Origin of the sequence: Lysobacter antibioticus (assembly GCF_001442535.1) — a bacterium.
Taxonomy (GTDB): Bacteria; Pseudomonadota; Gammaproteobacteria; order Xanthomonadales; family Xanthomonadaceae; genus Lysobacter; species Lysobacter antibioticus.
On record NZ_CP013141.1, the window covers coordinates 4,182,553 to 4,204,309 of the forward strand.

Consider the following 21,757-nt stretch of genomic DNA (forward strand, 5'->3'; position numbering starts at 1 on the left):
CTGGCCGCGAGCACCCGGGCCATGGCCGCGGCCTCGACCTCGAGCAGCCCCTGCCCGACCACCTCGCCGAACCAGTTGAGCGGACAGTCGGGGTCGTGGTCGGGTTGACGGCCGTGGGACAGGGCGGGCATGGTCGCGGTTCTCGACAGGAGTCTCGGAAGGCATCGGGCCAGGACGGCACGGGGCTTGCGAATACCCCGACTGTGCGCCCCCGGGCCGCGTCAGGCAAATCGTTATCCGGCCCTGCCCGGGCCTTCCCGGCCCACCCAGCCCGCGAAGCGGTCCGTCCCGCCCGCGCCCGCCAGGAGACCGACGATGCGGTTGCTCGCCCTGCCCGCTCTCAGCGACAACTACATCTGGGCCCTGTCGGGCGACGACGAATCGGCGCTGATCGTCGACCCCGGCGACGCCGCGCCGGTGATGGCCGCGGCCGCGCACGGCCTGCGCCCGGTCGGGATCCTGCTGACCCACCACCACGACGACCACATCGGCGGCACCACCGCCCTGCGCGAGCGCTGGCCGGAGATCCCGGTGTTCGCCCCCGACGACGAACGCATCCTCAGCGCGACCGCCCGCGTCGACGAGGGCGTGAAGCTGCACGTCGCCGGCTGGACCCTCGACGTCCTGGCCGTGCCGGGCCATACCCGCAGCCACATCGCCTATTACCTGGACCGCGGCGCCCATGGCGACGAGCGCCTGTTGTTCAGCGGCGACACCTTGTTCAGCCTGGGCTGTGGCCGCCTGTTCGAAGGTACCGCCGCCCAGATGCTGGTCTCGCTGACCCGCCTGGCGGCCCTGCCGGACGAGACCCGGGTCTGCTGCGGCCACGAATACACCCTGTCCAACGCCGCCTTCGCGAGCGTGGTGGAACCCGACAACCCGGCGCTGCGGCGCCGCATAGAACAGGCTCAGGCCATGCGCAACGCCGGTCGTCCCACCGTTCCCAGCAGCCTCCTCGACGAGCGCGCGACCAACCCCTTCCTGCGCACCCGCGAAGCCGGGGTGCTGCGCGCGATCACCTCGCGCCTGGGCCACCCGCCCGAGGACGAAGTCCAGACCTTCGCCGAGTTGCGGCGTTGGAAAGACGGGTTCCGCGCTTGAAGCGGGGTCACGCCCTGCGCCGCGCACCGTTGCGTGCGGCGCTGTCCGCCGGCCTGCTGTTCACGGGCCTGTCCGCCGCGTTGTGGCTGAGCGCGGCCGGCACCGCGCGAGCGGCGGCGGCGGAAGCGCCGGCAGCCAAGACGACCCCAGTCGCAACGGCCCCGCAAGCCGACCCAGCCGCCGAGCCGACCCGCAACGGTCGCGACATCTATCAACGCTTCCGCGAGGGCCTGGCCGACCCGAGCTGCGAACCCGGTGCGAGCACCCGCTGGCGCCAACACTTCGCCGCCGCGCCCAAACGCCTGGCCCGTTCCGACGACGACCTGCTGCCGCTGTTCGGCTACGTGGTCGATGCCTTGCGCGAAGCGCATCTGCCGACCGAATACGCCCTGATCCCCTTCGTCGAGAGCGGTTACCGCCCCGGCGCGCGCAGCGCCGCCGGCCCGGCCGGGCTGTGGCAGATGATCGCCCTGACCGCGCGCAACCATCGCGTTCCGATGCGCGAGGGTTACGACGGCCGCTTGTCGCCGGTCGATTCGACCCAGGCCGCGGTGCGTTATCTCAAGACCTTGCATGGCATGTTCGGCGGCGACTGGCGCTTGGCGGTGATGGCTTACAACGCCGGCGAATACCGCATCCTCAACGCGCTCAAGCGCAACGGCCAGACCGCGGCCAATGCCCGCCCCGACCAGCTCGCTGGCCTGTCCGACATCACCCAGGCCTACGTACGCAAACTGCATGCGCTGTCGTGCCTGATGGAACAAGCCGACGACCGCGAGGAATGGCTGCAGGCTCTGGATCGGCCGGTGCCGCGTCTGCAGGCAGTGACGCTGCCGTCCGAAGTCGGCGACATCGACAGCTGGGCCGCGCGCACCGGCCAGGACGCGGCGCAACTGCGCCGCCTCAACCCGGTGTTCGCTAACGGCGCGGTCGGCCGCTCCGGCGCCCGCCGCGCGCCCTTGCTTGCCGTCGCCGCGGGCACGGCGAACGCGCCTGCTCCGGTCGCGTCCGATCTGACCATCGCCGGCATCGAAACGCCGCCGGGCACCCGCACCAAGGCCGGCGAAACCGCCGCCGACGCCGTCACCACCGGTTCGGCCGAAGTCGCCGTCGCCAAGAACGACGAACCCGCTGCGAACGCCAGCCCGCGTCGCCACACCGTCGGCCGCGGCGACAACGCCTGGACCATCGCCAAGCGCTACCGCATCCGCGTCGCCGACCTGCTCAAGCGCAACGGCCTAGGCGCCAAAGCGGTGCTCAAGCCCGGCCAGGCCTTGTTGATCGATGCGCCGAACGGCGCGGATTGATCGGCAGCGGCATCGCGCGCGACTAGGTTGCTGCGTAGAGACATCGCCCTGGCGCTCCATCGCTCGTTACGCACGACCCCAATCGCTTCGACCATTCGACGTGCAGACACCAAAACGCACAGAGCCCGGACATGCCGGGCTCTGTCGGAGCGCCTGCGCTGAGCGCGCGGCGGGATCGGACGGATCGTTTACGTTGCCGCAGTGGCGTCGGCCCCGCTGCGCCGACGCGACGGCCACAGCATCGTCAACAGGGTGATGCCGCCGAGCAGCCAGCTGTAGTGGACGTTGCCGACCAAGGCCAACGGCGAGACCTGGCTCAACGAAGCAGCCAATAGGATCTGCGCGCCGTAGGGCAACACGCCCTGGGTCACGCAGGCGAAGATGTCGAGCACGCTCGCCGCGCGCGCCGGCGGCACGCCGTGCTGCTGGGCGACGTCGCGGGCGAGGCCGCCGCTGATCAGGATCGCGACCGTGTTGTTGGCGGTGAACACGTCGCTGGTCGCCGACAGCGCGGCGATGCTGATCTCGCCGGCACGGCGGCTGCGATGGCCGCGCGCGAATTTGCCGATCACCTGCGCCAGCCAGGCGAGGCCGCCGGCGGCTTTCATCAACGCGCCCAGGCCGCCGACCAGCAACGACAGCAAGGTGATTTCGACCATGCTCTCGAAACCGTCCCAGATGTGCGCGGTGTAGGCGGCGAAGCCGAAATCCTCGGCCAGGAACACGCCGAACAAGCCGGCGATGACCAGGCCGATGCTCAGCACGATGATCACATCGACCCCGGCGATGGCCAGGCCGAGCACCACCAGATACGGCAGGATCAGCCACGGCGACACCGCGTCGGGCGTGGTCACCGGCGCGGTTTCGCCGAGAAAGCCGAGCAGCACCAGGGTGCCGATCGCCGCCGGCAGCGCCAGCTTGAGGTTCTCGCGGAATTTCTCCCGCATGGTGCAGCCCTGGGTGCGGCTGGCGACGATCGCGGTATCGGAGATCACCGACAGGTTGTCGCCGAAGGTGGCGCCGCCGATCACCGCGCCGAGCACCAGCGCGCGATCCAGGCCGGAGGCGTCGGACACGCCGAGCGCGATCGGCGCGACCGCGGCGATCGTGCCCATCGAGGTGCCGAGCGACAGCGAAATGAAACCGGCGACCACGAACAGCGCCGGCAGCAGCAAGGCCGGATGCACGTTGCCGACACCGAGGGCGACGATCGCGTCGACCGCGCCGATCGCCTTGGACACTTCGACGAAGCCGCCGGCGAGCAGGAAGATCAGGCACATCAGCACGACGTTGTGATCGCCCATGCCCGACAGCAGAGTGTCCAGCGGCTTGATCCCGCGCCGCCAGGCGATGAACGCCGCCAACGCCAGCGCCGGCAGGATCGCGACCGGCGCGTGCAGTTGGTAGAAGCCCATGGCGTCGCCGTGCGAGGTGAAATACAGCCCGGCCCCGAAGAACAGGGCCAGGAACACCAGCAGCGGCGTCAGCGCCCAGGCACTGGGGGACAGCGGAGCGCCGGGGCGGAGCGGTTGATTCATCGCTTCATCCGAATGGATTAGAAAACCTGGCGATTTTGCAGCGCAGCATCACGCTTGTCGAGTGCTGGCGGTGGAATGCTGCGTCGAGGCCATGCTAGCGGGGATGCCGAGGCCTGGCTTGCCCTCCCCCGGCCGGCAGCGCCTGCCCCGCCAAGGCGAGGGGCGGATGAGGGCCTCCCCAAACGAAACAGGGCGCCCGAAGGCGCCCTGCAGAGGTCTCGCGATGGCCCGCCGCTTACGCCGCGATGCGGCCCGCGATGGCCTTGGCGAACGACATCGTGTTGCCTTCGCCGCCCAAGTCCGGGGTCAGCGAATCCTTGGCTTCGAGCGTGGCGATGATCGCCTCGCGCAACGCGGTCGCCTTTTCCGGCTGGCCGAGGTGGTCGAGCATCTGCGCCGCGCCCAGCAGCAGGGCGCAGGGGTTGGCGATGCCCTTGCCGGCGATGTCCGGGGCCGAGCCGTGCACGGCTTCGAAGATCGCCGCGTCGGTGCCGATGTTGGCGCCCGGCGCCAGGCCGAGACCGCCCACCAGGCCCGCGCACAGGTCGGAGATGATGTCGCCGAACAGGTTGGTGGTGACGATGATGTCGAACTGCTCCGGACGCATCACCAACTGCATGCAGGTGTTGTCGACGATCATCTCGTTGCACTGGATGTCCGGATACTGCTGCGCCACTTCGCGCGCGGTCTTCAGGAACAGGCCCGAGGTCGACTTGAGAATGTTGGCCTTGTGCACCACCGTGACCTTCTTGCGGCCAGTGCGGCGCGCCAGGTCGAAGGCGTAGCGAACGATGCGCTCGGAACCGCGGCGGGTGATCTTCTGGGTCAGCATCGCGGTCTCGCCGTCTTCCGACAGCGACTGGCCTTCACCGATGTAGGCGCCTTCGGTGTTCTCGCGCACCGTGATCAGGTCCACGCCCGAGGGGAAACGCGACTTGGTGTTCGGGAACGACTTGGCCGGACGCACGTTGGCGTACAGGTCGAAGCGCTTGCGCAGCTCGACGTTGATCGAGCTGAAGCCTTCGCCGACCGGCGTGGTCAGCGGGCTCTTGAGGGCGATGCGGTTCTTGCGGATCGAGTCCATCGTCGCCGCCGGCAGCAGCTCGCCGTGCTTTTCCAGCGCGACCAGACCGGCATCGGCGAATTCGTAGGACAGGCCCAGGTTCATCGTGTCGAGCACGTGCAGGGTGGCGTCCATGATCTCGGGGCCGATGCCGTCGCCACGGATGACCGTAATGGTTTGCGTCATGAGAATTTCCAGCAGTAGGGCGCGGCGCAAGCGGCGCGGCGCACGAGGTGTGAGCCCCGTAATTATGCCGGAAGCGGCCCCCCGCTGCATTCGGGGGAGTACTGGACCTTGGTCGGGGGCGGCGAACGGCCCGATTCGGCGCAGCCGGCGGCGCGACTCGGCGCAGCGGCCGCGCGTTCAGCAACGGCCGCCCTGCCCCTGCTCCTCAGGGTAGGAGCGGCGCAAGCCGCGACCAACCGAAGAAGTGCACGCAAGCGCAGCCCCCGAAGCCCGAAGCCCCCAAGCGCCGAACACGAAAGACCACCGCCACCATCCGCTTTGGCCCAGCGCATCTCCCCCGCCCCACCCTCAGTCGAGCCTCACGCCGCTCCTACAGCAATAGCGCCCGCTCAGCCGTGGTCGTGGCCGGCCGGCGCAGCGGCCTCGCCCTGTTCGAGCTTGTCGAGGAAATCGACCGCGCGGCGCAGATGCGGGATCACGATCGAACCGCCCACCACTAGGCCGACCGAGAACGCTTCGAACATCTCGTCGCGATTAACCCCGGCGTCCTTGCACTGGGCGACGTGATAGCTGATGCAGTCGTCGCAACGCAGCACCATCGAGGCGACCAGGCCGAGCAGTTCCTTGGTCTTCAGGTCGAGCGCGCCGGGCTGGTAAGTCTGCGTATCCAGGGCGAAGAAACGGCGCACGACCTGGTTCGGTTCGGCCAGGATGCGTTCGTTCATGCGCTTGCGGAACGCGGTGAACTCGGCCACTCGGTCGCTGTCGCTCGGGGCGACTCGGTCGCTGTCGTTCGGGGCGGCGGTGTCGTCGGTACGGTCGTTGCTCACACGGGTTCCTTGAATAAGAGGTACGCGGCTGCCGTCCTTAACCGGGCGTTCGCAGACGCAGGCGGCAGGGTCGCTTAAGGGGTACGCGGCTGCCGTCCATGGCGGTACGGCCTCGGCTGCGGATCGTCCGGCCCGGCCATCCTTGGCCGGGCGTTCGCTGACGCAGGCGGCAGTGCCGCCTGGCGCGTCAGCTCACCCCCGCCAGCAAGGGCTCCAGGCCGCCGGCGCGATGCAGGGCGATCATGTCGTCGTAGCCGCCGACGTGGGTCTGCCCGATAAAGATCTGCGGCACGCTGGTGCGCTTGGTCAGCGCCATCATCTTCTCGCGCTCGGCCGGGTCCAGGTCGATGCGGACCTCGGTCCACTCCTGGCCCTTGCTCTTGAGGAAATTCTTCGCGGCGACGCAATACGGGCAGATCGCGGTGGTATAGATCACGATCGACGGCGGTTGGGGGGCGGTGTCGCTCAAAACGGTTCTCCTGCGGCCTGAACTCTGGGGTGGTCTTGCGGTCGAATATGGATACGTCAGCGGGGAGTTTAAAGTTCGTCGATGGAACGCAGTCCCGCGCGGCCCGATACGCCAAACCAGTACGCCAGCCAATACGGCGGCGTCGGGTCGAGCGCTCGACCCCCTTGCCACCCGGCGTCCAGGACGACCCCGAATGCGGCGATCGGGCGTTGAACCCCTGAGTTAACGACGCATTCACGCCGTCCCGCGGCCCGGGCGGCATCCTGCCATGCATCCGCCGCGAATGCCCCGGCTTTCGCAATCCAAGCTTTCGCACCCCGTCATCCGCCCGCCATCATCCGTCTGCTCCCGAGGACTCACCGCTTGCGTCGCATCGCCCTGCTCACCGCCGCTGTCACCCTCGCCCTCGGCAGCGTCTGCGCGAGCGCGCAGGACTCCAAGCTGCCCGACATCGGCTCGTCGGCGGCGGAACTGCTGACGCCGGCCAAACAGCGCCAGTACGGCGCGATGATGCTGGCGCAGTTGCGCCACTACGACTACCTGCTCGAAGACCCGCTCATCGACAGCTGGCTCGATACCCTCGGCACCCGCCTCGCCGCCAACAGCGACAAGCCGACCCAGCCTTTCACCTTCTTCATGCTGCGCGAGCGCCAGATCAATGCCTTCGCCACCCTCGGCGGCTATATCGGCGTCAACTCCGGCCTAGTGCTGACCGCCGAACGCGAGGACGAGGTCGCCGCGGTGATTTCGCACGAAGTCGCCCACGTCACCCAGCAGCACGTGCTGCGCGGGGTCGAGCGCGCCCAGCGCGACCAATTGCCGATCCTGCTGGCGATGCTCGGCGCGATCGTCGCCGCGCAGAGCGCCGGTTCCAATTCGACCGACGACGCGACCATGGCCGCGATCACCTCGGGCCTGGGCCTGATGCAGCAGCGCCAGATCAACTACACCCGCTCGAACGAATCCGAGGCCGACCGGATCGGCATCCAGACCCTGTCGCGCAGCCATTACGACCCGACCGCGATGGCGGACTTCTTCGCCCGCATGCAGGTGGTTTCGCGCAGCAACGCGGCCAACTGGTACGGCGAAACGCCGGACTACCTGATGACCCACCCGGTCACCACCACCCGCATCGGCGAAGCCAAGGAACGCGCCGAACAGATCGCCGGCAAGAACAGCCTGACCGCGGTCACCGCCACGCCGAACGCGACCCGGGTCGAACGCATCCCCAAGGCGCCGTTCACCCTGCCCGACAACGCCAGCGGCACCGACAACCCCTTGCTGCCGAGCGGGCTGAAGCTGCTCGATCAATCGCTCACTTCGGGCAGCACCGGCGTGTTCGAGTTCGCCCGCGAGCGCCTGCGCGTGCTCAGCGCGGTCTCCCCGCGCGAAGCGGTGCGCGAGTACGAGCGCCTCGGCGGCGACAGCGACGCCCGCCGCTACGGCATGGCCCTGGCGCGGATGCGCTCCAACCAGTCCGGCGCGGCCGTGCCGGTGTTGAACGAATTGCTGCAGAAGCACCCCGGCCAGGTCTGGCTGAGCCTGGCCCTGGCCGAAGCCGAGGCCCAGACCGGCAAGACCGCCGCGGCCGACGTCCGCTTCGAGGCATTGCTGCGCCAGACCCCGAACAACCGCGCCATCGCCCTGGGCTACGCCAAGGTCCTGACCGACCGCAACACACCGGCCGGCGGCCAGCGTGCCCAGGCCGTGCTGCGGCCGCTGTTCGGCCAGGGCGGCGACGACCCGCTGCTGCAGCAGTTGTTCGCCCGTGCCTGCGAGATCGCCGGCGACTCGATCCGGGCCGGCGAGGCCTATGCCGAAGCCGCCTATCTGCGCGGCCGCCCGGAGCAGGCCCTGGTCCAGCTGAACACGCTCAAGCGCAATCCGGACCTCGACTATTACGCCCGCGCCCGCATCGAGGCCCGCATCGCCGCGATCACCCCGACCGTGCTGGAGCTCAAGCGCCAGGGCGTGCGCGACGAGGACCTTAAGCGGCGCTAGGCCTGCCTGGGGGCCGCTGCGACAGCAACGGCACTCCCCCGCACCGCCGGTCCAGGCCAGGCTTCGGGCAGGCTCGAGGCGCAGCTCCCTTTGCCAAAGCGGGCGAGTTTCAGCCGTGCGCTAAGGAGTCGGCCCGTACGGAACCAGCCGCCATGCGGCCGCCACGGTAGCGCCACGGCAGCGTCGCCGGGCCGCCATCTGCGGGCCATCGGGCCACAGCCTGCCATCGCGATGTCATCTGAACGCCAAACTTCAGCGTCGCGCATTACGACGGCAACGGCGGCGAAAGCGCCGCCAATCCAGCGTAAGCGCCATTTGCCCCGAATATCGCGAAAACGCGCTGGGGAAGCGCGGCGCATCACAAAGCCGGTAATGCAGCCGGGGCCTTGTCATGGAGTAGTCATAAAACGGTAGTGTACTGGCGCCGTTTCAAGGACGAGCCCTCCCGCCTCCCCCTCGGTGACCGTGTGCAGAAGCGCATCTTGATAGTCGAAGACGAACCCGCCATCCGCGACATGGTGTCCTTTGCCCTGCGTAAGGGCGAATACGACCCGGTCCATGCCGGCGATGCCCGCGAGGCCCAGGCCGCGATCGCCGATCGCGTCCCCGACCTGATCCTGCTCGACTGGATGCTCCCGGGCACCAGCGGCCTGGAGCTGGCCCGACGCTGGCGCAAGGAATCGCTGACCCGCGAGATCCCGATCATCATGCTGACCGCGCGCGGCGAAGAGAACGACCGCGTCGGCGGCCTCGAAGCCGGGGTCGACGACTATGTCGTCAAACCGTTCTCCGCGCGCGAACTGCTGGCCCGCATTCGCGCCGTGCTGCGACGCTCGCGCGAAGACGACGAGGACGGCAGCGTCGGCGTCGGCCCGCTGCGCATCGACGGCGCCGCCCACCGCGTCTTCGCCCACGGCGAAGGCGGCGACCAGCCGGTGCAGATCGGCCCGACCGAGTACCGACTGCTGCATTTCTTCATGACCCACCCCGAACGCGTGTACTCGCGCACCCAGTTGCTCGACCACGTCTGGGGCGGCAGCGTCTACGTCGAAGAGCGCACGGTCGACGTGCACATCCGACGCCTGCGCAAGACCCTCGAGCCGCATCACCTCGACGGCATGGTCCAGACCGTACGCGGCGCGGGGTATCGTTTTTCCGCCTCGCTCGCCGCGTAAGCTGGAGGTATGCCTCCCCGCGCACGCTCCGCCTGGTTCCGCACCCTCGGTCAGCTCGCCCTGATCCTGGTCGGCGCCGCCGTGCTCGGCGTGCTGATCGGCTATCCCTGGCCGGTGGTCACGTTCGCCGCGCTCGGCGTCGTCGCCTGGCACTACTGGCGGCTGCGCCGAGTGCTGATCCGCCTGACCGCGCGCCAGCGCCTCACCCCGCCGCTCGGCGAAGGCATCTGGAACGAACTCGATCGCCTGCTGCACCGCAGCCAGGCCGAGATGCGCGGGCGCAAGCGCCGCCTGATCGAGATGCTGCGCGCCTATCGCGCCGCCGCCGCGGCCATGCCCGACGCCATCGTCGTGGTCGAACGCAACAGCCAGCGCATCCAGTGGTTCAACGAGGCCGCCACCGGCCTGTTCGGCCTGCGCTACCCGCGCGACATCGGCGCGCCGGTGGTGCAACGCCTGCAGCCGCTGCAACTGGCGCACTGGCTGGCCTCGGGCCGCAACGCCGAGCCGCTGGAAGCGGCCTCGCCGTGGAACCCGGCGATCACCCTGAGCCTGCGCCTGATCCCGTACTCGGAAAACCTCTGGCTGCTGGTCGCGCGCGACGTCAGCCGCCTGCTGCAACTCGAGCAGATGCGCCGCGACTTCGTCGCCAACGTCTCGCACGAACTGCGCACGCCGCTGACCGTGGTGCACGGCTATCTGGACCTGCTCGATCCGGAAGAACACCCGGATTGGGCGCCGATGCTGGCGGAAATGCAACGCCAGTCGCAGCGCATGACTCAGTTGGTCGAAGACCTGCTGACCCTGTCGCGGCTGGAATCGCAGGACAGCCTGCCGGCCGAGGAAATCGTCGCGATGGCCTCGATGCTGTCCACGCTCAAGCGCGAAGCCAATGCGCTGAGCCAGGGTCGGCACGAGATCGCGATGGACGATCTGGCCGGGGTCGACCTGTTCGGCTCCAACAAGGAACTGCACAGCGCGTTCTCCAACCTGGTCAGCAACGCGATCCGCTACACCCCCGCCGGCGGCACGATCCGCATCCGCTTCCGCCCGGAAAGCGCCGGCATCGCCCGCGGCGCGGTGCTCGAAGTGGTCGACAGCGGCTACGGCATCCCGGCCGCGCACCTGCCGCGCATCACCGAGCGTTTCTACCGCGTTTCGACCAGCCGCTCGCGTGAAAGCGGCGGCACCGGCCTGGGCCTGTCGATCGTCAAGCACGTGCTGAACCTGCACCAGGCGCGGCTGGAGATCGCCAGCGAAGTCGGCCGCGGCAGCACCTTCGCCTGTCACTTCGGCATCGACCGGATCCGCCGCCGCGACGCTTACCAAGATGCATTCGCCGATACTCTCCCCGACGTCCTGCCTTAGGAAATCTGCAGCAGCGCCATGAATGCGATGACGGACACCCCGCTCGACACCGATCCGCTGCGCGACAGCGCCCTGTACTTCAATCGCGAACTGTCCCAGCTGGATTTCAATTTCCGCGTCCTGGCGCAGGCCCAGGATGCGCAGGTGCCGTTGCTGGAGCGCCTGAAGTACCTGTGCATCTCCTGCACCAACCTCGACGAATTCTTCGAGATCCGCGCCGGCACCATGCGTCATGCCCAGGACCTCGGCCTGGCGCCGGGCCCCGACGGCCTGGCCCCCGCCACCGTGCTGTCGCGCATCCACGACCGCGCCGCCGAACTGGTCAAATCGCAGTACGAATGCTGGAACGACGTGCTGCGCCCGGCGCTCAGCGACGCCGGCGTGCGCGTGCTCGGCCGTAATTCCTGGAATGCGCGCCAGACCCGTTGGCTGCGCGCCTACTTCCGCGACGAGATCATGCCGGTGCTGTCGCCGCTCGGGCTGGACCCGGCGCACCCGTTCCCGAAGATCCTCAACAAGTCGCTCAACATCGTCGTCGTGCTGAAAGGCAAGGACGCGTTCGGCCGCGCCGGTAACCTGGCCATCGTGCGCGCGCCGCGCTCGCTGCCGCGCATCATCCAACTGCCCGAGAACGTCTCCGGCGGCAAGCACGACTTCGTGTTCCTGTCCTCGGTGCTGTCGACCTTCGTCGACGAGTTGTTCCCGGGCATGGAGGTCAAGGGCGCCTACCAGTTCCGCGTCACCCGCAATTCCGAGCTGCTGGTCGACGAGGAAGAGGTCGACAACATCGCTCTGGCGCTGCGCGACGAGCTGATCGGCCGCGGTTATCTGCGCGCGGTGCGGCTCGAAATCGCCGAACAGTGCCCGAAGCCGATCGTGCGCACCCTGCTGGAGAATTTCGACCTGCCCGAGAACGCGGTCTACCGCATCAACGGCCCGGTCAACCTCAACCGCGTGATCCAGGTGTACGACCTGGTCCAGCGCCCGGAACTGAAGTTCCCGGCCTACCAGCAGCGCGTGCTGCCGGGGGTGGACAGCATGTTCGACACCGTCGCCGACGGCGACGTGCTGCTGCACCACCCCTTCGATGCGTTCTCGCCGGTGCTGGAGCTGATCCGCCAGGCCGCCGAAGACCCGCACGTACTGGCGATCAAGCAGACCCTGTACCGCGCCGGCAAGGATTCGCCGATCGTCGAACAACTGGTCCAGGCCGCGCGCAACGGCAAGGACGTGACCGTGGTGGTCGAGCTGCGCGCGCGCTTCGACGAAGAGGCCAACCTCGGCCTCGCCGACCGCCTGCAGGAGGCCGGCGTGCAGGTCGTGTACGGCGTGGTGGGCTACAAGACCCACGCCAAGATGCTGCTGATCGTGCGCCGCGAGGGCCGCAAGCTGCGCCGCTACGTGCACCTGGGCACCGGCAACTACCACAGCGGCACCGCGCGCGCCTACACCGACTTCGGCCTGATCACCGCCGATCCGGACATCGGCAACGACGTGCATCTGATCTTCCAGCAGCTGTCCGGGCTGGCGCCGTCGCTCAAGCTCAAGTGCCTGCTGCAATCGCCGTTCACCCTGCACGCCGGGGTGCTCAAGCGCATCGACCGCGAAACCAAGCACGCCCGCGCCGGCAAGCCGGCGCGCATCGTCGCCAAGATGAACGCATTGAACGAGCCGCAGGTGATCCGTGCGCTCTACCAGGCCTCGCAGGCCGGCGTGCAGATCGAGTTGATCGTGCGCGGCGCCTGCACCCTGCGCCCGGGCGTCGAAGGCATCTCCGACAACATCCGCGTGCGTTCGATCGTCGGCCGTTTCCTCGAGCACCACCGGGTCTATTGGTTCGCCAACGACGGCGCGCCGGACCTGTTCTGCTCCAGCGCCGACTGGCTCGAACGCAACCTGCTGCGCCGGGTCGAGACCGGTTTCCCGATCCTCGATCACGACCTGCGCGCCCGCGTCTTCGACGAGGCGCTGTCCAATTACCTCGCCGACAACCTCAACGCCTGGGAGCTGCAAGCCAGCGGTCAATATTTGCGCGTCGTACCCGAGGAAGGCGCAATGCCCCACTCGGCACAGGCGACCCTGTTGGCCAAGTTGTGCGGATAAACGAAAATCCCGCACATGAACAATATTTTCCCGACCACCCGCCTGCCGCTCCAGGACGGCGACCTGCTCGCCGCCGTCGACCTGGGGTCGAACAGTTTCCACATGGTGGTCGCCCGCTACGTGCTCGGGCAGCTGCGCACCGTCGACCGGCTGCGCGAGACCGTGCGCCTGGCCGAAGGCCTGGACCGCAAGGGCGGCCTCGCCCCTGAGGTCCGCCAGCGCGCCCTGGACTGCCTGTCGCGCTTCGGCCAGCGCATCCGCGACGTGCCGCCGCAGCGCGTGCGCGCGCTGGCCACCAACACCGTGCGCCGCCTGGCCGCGCCGCAGGCCTTCCTGATGCCGGCCGAATCCGCGCTCGGCCACGCCATCGAAGTCGTGTCCGGCCGCGAAGAGGCCCGCCTGATCTATCTCGGCGTCGCCCACGCGCAACCGTCCAAGCCCGGCGAACGCCGTCTGGTCATCGACATCGGCGGCGGCTCGACCGAGTGCATCATCGGCAGCGGCTTCGAGGCGATCGAGCGCGAAAGCCTGCAGGTCGGCTGCGTCGCCACCACCCGCCGCTTCTTCGAGAACGGCAAGCTGTCGAAGAAGAAATGGCGCGATGCGCTGACCGAGGTCTCGGCCGAATTCCAGCAATTCGCCGGCACCTACCGCTCGCTGGGCTGGCACGAGGCCTTGGGCGCGTCCGGTACCAACAAGGCCATCGGCGAGATCTGCGCGGCGATGAAGCTGACCAAGGGCGCGGTGATCGCCGATGCCCTGCCGCACTTGCGCGAGCGCCTGCTCCAGGCCGACCGCATCGACGAAATCGACCTGCCCGGCCTGTCGGCCGACCGCCGCCCGATCATCGCCGGCGGCATCCTGATCCTGGAAGCCGCGTTCAACGTGCTCGGCCTGCAGCGCATGGCGATCAGCAAGGCGGCGATGCGCGAAGGCGTGCTCTACGACATGCTCGGCCGCGGCGGCGCCGACGACCCGCGCGATGCCGCGGTCAAGGCGATGGTCAACCGCTACGGCATCGACGAACAGCAGTCCGCGCGCGTCGAAGCGACCTTGCTGCGCCTGTTCGACCAGGTCGCCGAAAGCTGGCGCCTGGATGCCGACGACCGCCTTATGCTGCAACGCGCCGCGCGCCTGCACGAACTCGGCCTGGCCATCGCCCACAGCCAGTACCACGTGCACAGCTCGTACGTGATCGAGAACTCCGACATTTCCGGCTTCTCGCGCCAGCAGCAGCAGTTCCTCGCTGCTCTGGTACGCACCCACCGCCGCGGCATCCCCAAATCCGCCTTCGACGCCCTGCCCGACCGCCTGCTGTCGGCGGTACGCCGCAGCTCGGCCTTGTTGCGCCTGGCGGTGCTGCTGCACCGCGCCCACGAATCCGATCCCATCCCGCAGCTCGATGCCCATGGCGACGGCAACACCCTGACCCTGACCGTGTCCCGCCGCTGGCTTGAGTCGCGGCCTTTGATCCATGCCGACCTCGAAGGCGAGCCTCAGGATATGGCGGGGCTGGGGATTTCGTTGAAGCTGCTGGGGGCATGAGTCGGCTGCGCGTGCTGCGTCGGCGCGCGCAGAGGCAACAACGCCGATGTCGCTCATCGAAGCGGCGTGCTTCCGCAGGGTAGGAGCGGCGTCCTACTGGATTTCCTTCGGTCACAAGCCGCGACCGCGCCGTTTCGTTCTTGCAGCGCATCGCTCAAGCAAGATCAAGATCCAGGTCCAGGTCCAGGTCCAGGTCCAGGTCCAGGTCCAGATCAGACGCCAAAAGCTTCCGCCACTAAAGCGGCGGGTTACTTTCTTTTGTCATAAGCAACAAAAGAAAGGTAACCAAAGAAAAATGCTTTTCTTTGAATCACAAGCCCGCGCGTTCGATGCCGACGCAGGGCTTTTTCATACGGGACATCCATGTCCCGATGAAAAACGGCCCGCATCCATGCGGGCCGCCCTCCGGGTCTTCTATAATCCTTCGCGAGTACGAAGCGACGCACAGCAACAGCAACAGCAACGGCAACGGCAAGGTCATCGGAGATCGCAACCTCGCCGACACGACCACTGTAGGAGCGGCGCGAGCCGCGACCACGGAACGCACGGAGATTCCGCCGCCGTCGCTGCCGATCGAAGCCTGAAACCGTCGCTGGGTAGGAGCGGCGCGAGCCGCGACCGTGAATTCGGGCGGCGATGATCCGTAGATGGCGTCGACCTCAGCCCTACTTTGGCTTTGGATGTTGCTGTGCGACGTCTCGAACTAGCGAAGGTAATCGAAGACCCGGAGGGCGGCGCGCAGGGATGCGCGCCGTTTTTCATCGGGACAGGGATGTCCCGTATGTAGATCCCTGCGTCGGCATCGCTCGTACAGGCTGGTGATTCAAAGAAAAGCAACTTCTTTGGTTAGCTTTCTTTTGTTGCTTATGACAAAAGAAAGTAACCCGCCGCTTTAGTGGCGGAAGCTTTTGGCGTTTGATCTAGATCTTGGTCTTGCTTGAGCGTTGCGCCGCAAGACCATCACAGCGCGGTCGCGGCTTGTGACCGAAGGAAATCCAGTAGGACGCCGCTCCTACCCTTCGCGAAAGCACGCGGCTTCGATGGATAACCACAGCGATGCAACTGCTGCGCGTCCCGTGGTCGCGGCTCACGCCACTCCTACAGGGAAACGACGAAGCAGATCGCCGCGAAAGCGCAGCTTCTGACGCCAACGATATACAACGCAGAACAGCAATCACCCCGCCGAACGCTGCGCCGCCTCGGCCCGCAACTGCTTCGCCCTCACCAATACCGGCGGCGGGGTGATCTCCTCGGGAATGCGGAAGATCCCGATCCGACGCAGCCACAGACCGGGCCCACGCGCCGAGGTCAGCGCCACCACCGGGATCGATACCACCAGGCCGATGATCACCGGCGACATCCACGCCGCCAGCGGCGGCGACACCACATAGGCCATCGCGCCGATCAGCAGGCCGAACAGGGTCAGGCCGCCGTAGCTGCGGATCAATCCCGACAGCGGCAGGCTGCCGTCGTCGCGACGCTGCGACTCCCAACCCGAGTCCTTGCCCGACAGCACCTCGGCGACGCCACGCGACTGCACGTACATCGTGATCGGCGCCATCAACGCCGCCAGCAGGGTCTCCAGGATCATGCTGAAGAACGCGCGGATCGCACCACCGCAGCCGCGCCGGGTGTTGCCGTCGAGCAACATGGTGATGAAACCCATCACCTTCGGCGTCAGCAATACCGCCATGGTCGCCACGAACACCCACAGCGCGCGCTGAGGGTCCTGGTCGCGCCAGTAATCACTCGGCGAAAAGCCAGGCAGGCGCGCGCTTTCCCAATTGAAGAAACCGGCCTTGTCGAGCGGAATCGCCAGGCCGATCAGCATCATCACCGCCCACATCGGCGCGGTGAAGTAATGGCCGATGCCCATCAGCAGGTGCATGCGGCTGATCCAGTGCAGGCCTTTCGCCGGCAGCACCGCGGTGTGCTGCAGATTGCCCTGGCACCAGCGGCGGTCGCGCACCAGCATGTCGGTCAGCGAGGGCGGACCTTCCTCGTAGCTGCCGACCAGGCCCGGCAGCATGTGCAAGGCCCAGCCGCCGCGGCGCATCAGGGCGGCCTCGACGAAATCGTGGCTCAACACGGTGCCGCCGAACGGCTTGCGGCCCCGCAGTTCCGGCAAGCCGGCGTGTTCGGCGAAGGCGCGGGTGCGGATGATGGCGTTATGGCCCCAGTAGTTGCTCTCGGCGCCATGCCACCAGGCGATGCCGTAGGCGATCACCGGGCCGTACACGCGGCCGGCGAACTGCTGCATGCGCGCGAACAAGGTCTGGCCGTTGACGATCATCGGCAGGGTCTGGATCAGCGCCACGTCGGGGTGGCGTTCCATCGCACTCGACAGTTTCACGATGACTTCGCCGGTCATCAGGCTGTCGGCGTCGAGGATCAGCATCTGCGGATAGGCGGCGCCGAAGCGGCGCACCCATTCGGCGATGTTGCCGGCCTTGCGTTCGGCGTTGTTCTTGCGCCGGCGATAGAAAATGCGCTGCTGGCCGCCGGTTCGCTCGCGCAAGGAATGGAAGGCGCGGATCTCGGCCTGGCGGATCGGTTCCTTGGTGGTGTCGCTGAGGATGAAGAAATCGAAGCGATCGAGCTGGCCGGTGGCGGCGACCGATTCGTAGATCGCCTGCAGGCCGGCCATCAGCCGCTCGGGGTCTTCGTTATAGGTCGGTACCAGCAGGGCGGTGCGCTCGCCCAGCGCCGGCAGTTCGCCGCCCTGTTTCAGGCCCAGGCGCCAACGTCGCCGCGACAGGATCAGGGCGAACCCGGCCAGCGAGCTGGTGAAGGCCAGCGCGATCCAGGCAAACAAGGCCACGAACAGCAGCAACAGCACGCCTTCGAGCAGGTTCAGCCCGCCGACGTAGAGCACGCGCAGGATGTGGTAGGCCGCGACCAGAGTCAGCAGCGCTGCGCCGCCGATCACGTACAGGCGGCGCAGGGCCATGCCCTTCGGCTCGCTCGGCAAGGCGTTGCCGGAACGTTCGCCGCTGCTCAGCGATTGCACCGGCATCGCCAGGGGCGATTCCGGGGGCAGCGCTTCGAACGGCACGGAGAGGGATCGTTGCGGGGGAGCGACGGTTGAGTTCATGCAGTCCAACGATAAAGCCAGGTTTCGGAAAGGGGGCCGTCGCCGTCTTCGAGCACCGCACGCAACTCGACCGAGCGGGCAGTACCCGGTTCGAGTTCGAACGACATTCGCCAGCCGCCGGTGCCGGTGTTGGGATGGGCGATCGCGTTGGCGATGCGCCCGGCCGAGGCCCAAACCACCGCGCGCGGCTTGGCGTCGGCGGCGAGCTGGCCCAGGCGCCCGCCGTCGAGATCGATGACGATCCGCCGCGCCGCGCCGTTGCCGGCGCCGATGCGGGTACGGCTGACCGTCGCCTGCGCCGGCTTCCAGGCATGTTTCGCGCACCAGTGCAGGCGGTAGTCGTAGCGATGTTCGCGCCCGGCCGCGAGCGGCGCGCGCGGCCGCCAGAAGGCGACGATGTTGTCGTGGTACTCGTCGCCGGTCGGGATTTCGATCAGATGCACCGCACCCTCGCCCCAATCGCCGACGGGCTCGACCCACAGGCTCGGGCGGCGCTCGTAGTGCGCTTCGCTGTCGGCATAATCGGCGAAGCCGCGCTTGCGCTGCATCAGGCCGAACGCGCGCGGGCGGCGGTCCTGGAACGCGCTTTCCTGCAAGGTCTTGGGATTGCGCAGCGGGCGCCAGATCTGTTCGCCGGCGCCGTTGTGCAGGGCCAGGCCATCGGAGTCGTGCACCGCCGGGCGGAAGTCGTCGACGCCGACGCGATCGGTGGCATCGAAGTGATACATGCTGGTCAGCGGCGCGATGCCGACCCGATCGAGGGCGACGCGCGGGTACAGACGCAGTTGCGTGTCGAACACCGTCTCGGTGCCGGGCGTGATCGCGAAACGCATCGCCCCGGACACGCTCGGGCTGTCCATCAGCGCGTGCACGATGATCTGCTTGGCGCCCGCTGCCGGCTGTTCGATCCAGAAGCCGGTGAACACCGGAAACTCTTCGCTGTTGCCGGCGCCGGTGTTCAGCGCCAGGCCGCGCGCCGACAGACCGTACAGCAGGTCCTTGGCGACCGCTCGGAAATAGCTCACGCCGAGGAAGGCGCAAACCTCGTCGAAGTAATCGCCGCGGTTGATCGGCGCGTGCACGCGGAAGCCGGCGAAGCCCAGGTCGTCCTGGGTCGGCTTCGGCGCGCTGCCGAAGCCGAACATCTGCGGCCGATACACCACCGGCGTGGCCAGGCCGCCGTGCACCCGGTGAATGTCGACCCGATGCTTGAACAGGAACGCGCGATGGAAGAACTGCAACTGGAACGGCAGGCCTTCGGCTTTCCACAAGGCCTGCTTGGGATCGAAACGGATATCGCGGTAGGTGTCGTACTTGATCCGTGCCAGCGCCTCGGGCAGGTCGGCATCGGCCGGCCGATAAGGCTTGGCCGCCAGCGCGCGCGCCAGGCCCGGCACCGTGGCGGCGTCGAAAGCCCGGCCGGGGCCGGCCGCAGCCATCGCCGCCCACGGCAGCCCGCCCCCGGCCAGGCCGGCCAGCGGCAGGGACAGCCCGGCCTTGATCAATTCGCGTCGGTGCACACGCCACCTTCGAAGGGGGATAAACCGGGCGATTGTAGGGATCGGGTTGTTAACACTCCGGAACATGGCCCTTGCATGACGGCATTGACTCGCGGGTTTTCAGCTCCGAACACACGCCAAAACGCCGATTGCGTCACATGAACGCGGCCGCTCCGACCACGTCACCGCCCTGTCATCGCCCCGCCACGGCCGGGACATGGACCGCACCCAGGCTTGCCCAAACCGGGAGCCGCGCATGCGCTACGCGATCGTCACCGAGACCTATCCGCCGGAAATCAACGGCGTCGCCCTGACCGTACAGGGTCTGGAGCAGGGTCTGCGTGCGCGCGGCCATGAGGTCGGCCTGGTGCGTCCGCGCCAGCACGGCGAAGCCCAGGACGGCGCCGCCCACGAGTTGCTGGTCAAGGGCCTGCCGCTGCCGCGCTACCCGGGCCTGCGCTTCGGCCTGCCCTGCGCCGGGCGCCTGACCCAGGCCTGGAGCGCCCATCGCCCCGATGCGGTCTACGTCGCCACCGAAGGCCCGCTCGGCTGGTCGGCGCTGCGCGCGGCCCGGCGCCTGCGCATCCCCGCGGCGACCGGTTTCCACACCCGCTTCGACGAGTACATGCGCGACTACGGCGCGCCGTTCCTGGTCGGCACCGCCCTGCGCTGGATGCGCCGCTTCCACAACGGCGCCGACGCCACCCTCGTACCCACCCGCGAACTCGTCGAATTTCTGCGCGGCCAGGGCTTCGAGGACGTGGTACGGCTGCCGCGCGCGGTCGACACCGTGCTGTTCGACCCCTGCCGCCGCCGCGCCGAACTGCGCCGCGAATGGGGCCTGGACGAAAGCGGCCTGGCCGCGATCTACGTAGGCCGCATCGCTGCGGAGAAGAACCTCGAGCTGGCCGTACGCGCGTTCCGCTCGTTGCAGCAGATGCGCCCGGAAGCGCGCTTCGTCTGGGTCGGCGACGGGCCGGCGCGCGAGAAGCTGCAGCGCGACAACCCGGATTTCATCTTCTGCGGACTCAAGCGCGGCGAGACCCTGGCCGAGCATTTCGCCAGCGGCGACCTGTTCCTGTTTCCGAGCCACAGCGAAACCTTCGGCAACGTCACCCTGGAAGCCATGGCCAGCGGCGTACCGACGGTCGCCTTCGACTACGGCGCCGCCCACGAACATCTGCGCGACGGCGTCCACGGCGCGGCCATCGCCGACGGCGACGACGCCGGCTTCGTCGCTGCGGCAGTACGCATCGGCAGCGAGGACGCCTTGCGCGCGGGAATGTCCCGCGCAGGCCGCGAAGCGATCAGCGGCCTGCGCCCGGAACAAGTCGCGGCCGATTTCGATGCCTTGCTGCACGGCCTGGCCGAACGCAACCCGCACAACCGCACGACCCGCCGCATCAACGACGAAAGCAAACCGACCCAGGAGGTCGTATGAACCGTCTGCCGTTGCGCAAACGTCTGATCGCCGGCGAGTCCGGCTGGTGCCTGCGCGCCAATCGCCTCGGCGAACGCAGCGGCTCGCGCGCCTATTTCGCCGCGGTCAGCCGCCTCGGCGACGGCGTGTTCTGGTACGCGCTGATGGCCGCGCTGATCCTGGCCGACGGCTACGACGGCCTGCGCGCCTCCGCGCATCTGGCTGCGACCGGGGTGATCGCGCTGGCGCTGTACAAACTGCTCAAGCGCTGGACCCGGCGCCCGCGCCCGTTCGCCTCCGACCAGCGCATCCACGCCTGGGTCGCGCCGCTGGACGAGTTCAGTTTCCCGTCCGGCCACACCTTGCACGCGGTGGCCTTCAGCCTGGTGGCGATGGCGCACTACCCGATGCTGGCGTGGTTGCTGATCCCCTTCACCGCGAGCGTCGCCGCCTCGCGCGTGGTGCTGGGCTTGCATTACCCCAGCGACGTACTGGCCGCGACGGTGATCGGATCCAGCCTGGCCGGATTTTCGCTATGGCTGGTGCCTGGGGTTTCGCTGTTCGGTTGATCGTTCGCGGCGACCGGCGGCTTTCGCGTCGCGGCTTGCGCCCTCCTACCCCAGTGCTTCGGCTTCAGGGTAGGAGCGGCGCAAGCCGCGACCGCGTTGGTTCCGCGCCCGGCATCGGCCCGAACCGAGCGACAGGCAGCCGTTGCCGTTGCCGTTGCCGTTGCCGCATTAGCTTGGCGCGGTAGCGAACTCGCGATGCGATCGTAGACCCGGAGGGCGGCGCACAGGACGTGCGCCGTTTTCCGATAAGACAGGGACGTCTTATCGGAAAATCTCGGCGCGAGCGGTGTACTCGCAGGGGAGCTTTGTCAAGGAAGGCCTTTTCTTTGGTTATCTTTCTTTTGGGCCAGCAAAAGAAAGTAACCCGGCCGCGTCAGCGGACGGAAGCTCTGCTCTTGCTTCAGGCTTTTCAAAGACCAAGATCAAACGCCAAAAGCTTCCGCCACTAAAGCGGCGGGTTACTTTCTTTTGTCATAAGCAACAAAAGAA

The 21,757-nt window shown here is 67.9% G+C and carries 16 protein-coding genes; 10 read left to right on the plus strand and 6 right to left on the minus strand.

Annotated features, from left to right (window positions below; translation table 11 throughout):
• The first annotated feature begins 315 nt into the window (after positions 1 to 315).
• Positions 316 to 1,101, plus strand: coding sequence for a hydroxyacylglutathione hydrolase (gloB, locus tag GLA29479_RS16995; protein WP_057918642.1), 786 nt, complete (start codon positions 316 to 318; stop codon positions 1,099 to 1,101).
• 53 nt (positions 1,102 to 1,154) lie between these two features.
• Complete coding sequence (locus tag GLA29479_RS17000) at positions 1,155 to 2,408, plus strand: lytic transglycosylase domain-containing protein (protein ID WP_057973243.1); 1,254 nt, start codon at positions 1,155 to 1,157, stop codon at positions 2,406 to 2,408.
• Positions 2,409 to 2,596: 188 nt separating this feature from the next.
• Here the strand turns inward: GLA29479_RS17000 and GLA29479_RS17005 are convergent, their stop codons facing one another.
• The 4 genes from GLA29479_RS17005 to grxC form a co-directional block, all read right to left on the minus strand.
• Positions 2,597 to 3,946, minus strand: coding sequence for a Na+/H+ antiporter NhaC family protein (locus tag GLA29479_RS17005; protein ID WP_057972303.1), 1,350 nt, complete (start codon positions 3,944 to 3,946; stop codon positions 2,597 to 2,599).
• 235 nt (positions 3,947 to 4,181) lie between these two features.
• Positions 4,182 to 5,195: an isocitrate dehydrogenase gene (locus GLA29479_RS17010; protein ID WP_057972304.1), complete on the minus strand. Its 1,014-nt coding sequence runs from the start codon at positions 5,193 to 5,195 to the stop codon at positions 4,182 to 4,184.
• A 389-nt stretch (positions 5,196 to 5,584) separates the two neighbouring features.
• Positions 5,585 to 5,920 carry a carboxymuconolactone decarboxylase family protein gene (locus tag GLA29479_RS17015; protein WP_082639039.1) on the minus strand — a complete coding sequence of 112 codons (336 nt, stop codon included), beginning with the start codon at positions 5,918 to 5,920 and terminating at the stop codon, positions 5,585 to 5,587.
• A gap of 292 nt (positions 5,921 to 6,212) precedes the next feature.
• Entirely contained in the window at positions 6,213 to 6,494 is a 282-nt protein-coding gene (gene grxC, locus GLA29479_RS17020) for a glutaredoxin 3 (protein ID WP_057918646.1), read from the minus strand.
• Positions 6,495 to 6,857: 363 nt separating this feature from the next.
• Between grxC and GLA29479_RS17025 the strand changes: the two genes are divergently transcribed.
• The 6 genes from GLA29479_RS17025 (at position 6,858) to GLA29479_RS17050 (ending at position 15,270) form a co-directional block, all read left to right on the plus strand.
• Complete coding sequence (locus tag GLA29479_RS17025; protein ID WP_057972305.1) at positions 6,858 to 8,495, plus strand: M48 family metalloprotease; 1,638 nt, start codon at positions 6,858 to 6,860, stop codon at positions 8,493 to 8,495.
• 467 nt (positions 8,496 to 8,962) lie between these two features.
• Positions 8,963 to 9,670, plus strand: coding sequence for a phosphate regulon transcriptional regulator PhoB (gene phoB / locus GLA29479_RS17030; protein WP_031373561.1), 708 nt, complete (start codon positions 8,963 to 8,965; stop codon positions 9,668 to 9,670).
• Positions 9,671 to 9,679: 9 nt separating this feature from the next.
• A complete protein-coding gene (gene phoR / locus GLA29479_RS17035; RefSeq protein ID WP_057918648.1) occupies positions 9,680 to 11,038 on the plus strand; it encodes a phosphate regulon sensor histidine kinase PhoR in 1,359 nt (452 codons plus the stop codon).
• An 18-nt stretch (positions 11,039 to 11,056) separates the two neighbouring features.
• A complete protein-coding gene (gene ppk1, locus GLA29479_RS17040; protein WP_057972306.1) occupies positions 11,057 to 13,141 on the plus strand; it encodes a polyphosphate kinase 1 in 2,085 nt (694 codons plus the stop codon).
• A 15-nt stretch (positions 13,142 to 13,156) separates the two neighbouring features.
• Positions 13,157 to 14,686 carry an exopolyphosphatase gene (gene ppx, locus GLA29479_RS17045; RefSeq protein WP_057972307.1) on the plus strand — a complete coding sequence of 510 codons (1,530 nt, stop codon included), beginning with the start codon at positions 13,157 to 13,159 and terminating at the stop codon, positions 14,684 to 14,686.
• Between the two features lie 305 nt (positions 14,687 to 14,991).
• Positions 14,992 to 15,270: a hypothetical protein gene (locus GLA29479_RS17050; RefSeq protein ID WP_144436585.1), complete on the plus strand. Its 279-nt coding sequence runs from the start codon at positions 14,992 to 14,994 to the stop codon at positions 15,268 to 15,270.
• 590 nt (positions 15,271 to 15,860) lie between these two features.
• On the opposite strand, the gene mdoH is transcribed toward GLA29479_RS17050, so the two are convergent.
• Together mdoH and GLA29479_RS17060 are read right to left on the minus strand one after the other, a co-directional pair.
• Positions 15,861 to 17,780: a glucans biosynthesis glucosyltransferase MdoH gene (mdoH, locus tag GLA29479_RS17055; RefSeq protein ID WP_057972309.1), complete on the minus strand. Its 1,920-nt coding sequence runs from the start codon at positions 17,778 to 17,780 to the stop codon at positions 15,861 to 15,863.
• Positions 17,777 to 19,300: an OpgD/OpgG family glucan biosynthesis protein gene (locus tag GLA29479_RS17060; RefSeq protein ID WP_144436586.1), complete on the minus strand. Its 1,524-nt coding sequence runs from the start codon at positions 19,298 to 19,300 to the stop codon at positions 17,777 to 17,779. Before GLA29479_RS17060 ends, mdoH begins: the two co-directional genes overlap by 4 nt.
• Positions 19,301 to 19,535: 235 nt before the next feature.
• Here GLA29479_RS17060 and GLA29479_RS17065 point away from each other — a divergent pair, with 235 nt between their 5' ends.
• Complete coding sequence (locus GLA29479_RS17065; RefSeq protein WP_057972310.1) at positions 19,536 to 20,720, plus strand: glycosyltransferase family 4 protein; 1,185 nt, start codon at positions 19,536 to 19,538, stop codon at positions 20,718 to 20,720.
• A complete protein-coding gene (locus GLA29479_RS17070) occupies positions 20,717 to 21,268 on the plus strand; it encodes a phosphatase PAP2 family protein (RefSeq protein ID WP_057918653.1) in 552 nt (183 codons plus the stop codon). The genes GLA29479_RS17065 and GLA29479_RS17070 overlap by 4 nt, the downstream gene beginning before the upstream one ends.
• Positions 21,269 to 21,757: the final 489 nt, after the last annotated feature.

Excerpts from the sequence above, each read along its gene's own strand:
- ppk1 (WP_057972306.1), top strand. The coding sequence starts at position 11,057 with ATGAATGCGATGACGGACACCCCGCTCGACACCGATCCGCTGCGCGAC.
- GLA29479_RS17065 (WP_057972310.1), top strand. The coding sequence starts at position 19,536 with ATGCGCTACGCGATCGTCACCGAGACCTATCCGCCGGAAATCAACGGC.
- ppx (WP_057972307.1), top strand. The coding sequence starts at position 13,157 with ATGAACAATATTTTCCCGACCACCCGCCTGCCGCTCCAGGACGGCGAC.
- GLA29479_RS17010 (WP_057972304.1), bottom strand. The coding sequence starts at position 5,195 with ATGACGCAAACCATTACGGTCATCCGTGGCGACGGCATCGGCCCCGAG.
- gloB (WP_057918642.1), top strand. The coding sequence starts at position 316 with ATGCGGTTGCTCGCCCTGCCCGCTCTCAGCGACAACTACATCTGGGCC.
- GLA29479_RS17005 (WP_057972303.1), bottom strand. The coding sequence starts at position 3,946 with ATGAATCAACCGCTCCGCCCCGGCGCTCCGCTGTCCCCCAGTGCCTGG.
- GLA29479_RS17070 (WP_057918653.1), top strand. The coding sequence starts at position 20,717 with ATGAACCGTCTGCCGTTGCGCAAACGTCTGATCGCCGGCGAGTCCGGC.
- mdoH (WP_057972309.1), bottom strand. The coding sequence starts at position 17,780 with ATGAACTCAACCGTCGCTCCCCCGCAACGATCCCTCTCCGTGCCGTTC.
- phoR (WP_057918648.1), top strand. The coding sequence starts at position 9,680 with ATGCCTCCCCGCGCACGCTCCGCCTGGTTCCGCACCCTCGGTCAGCTC.
- GLA29479_RS17015 (WP_082639039.1), bottom strand. The coding sequence starts at position 5,920 with ATGAACGAACGCATCCTGGCCGAACCGAACCAGGTCGTGCGCCGTTTC.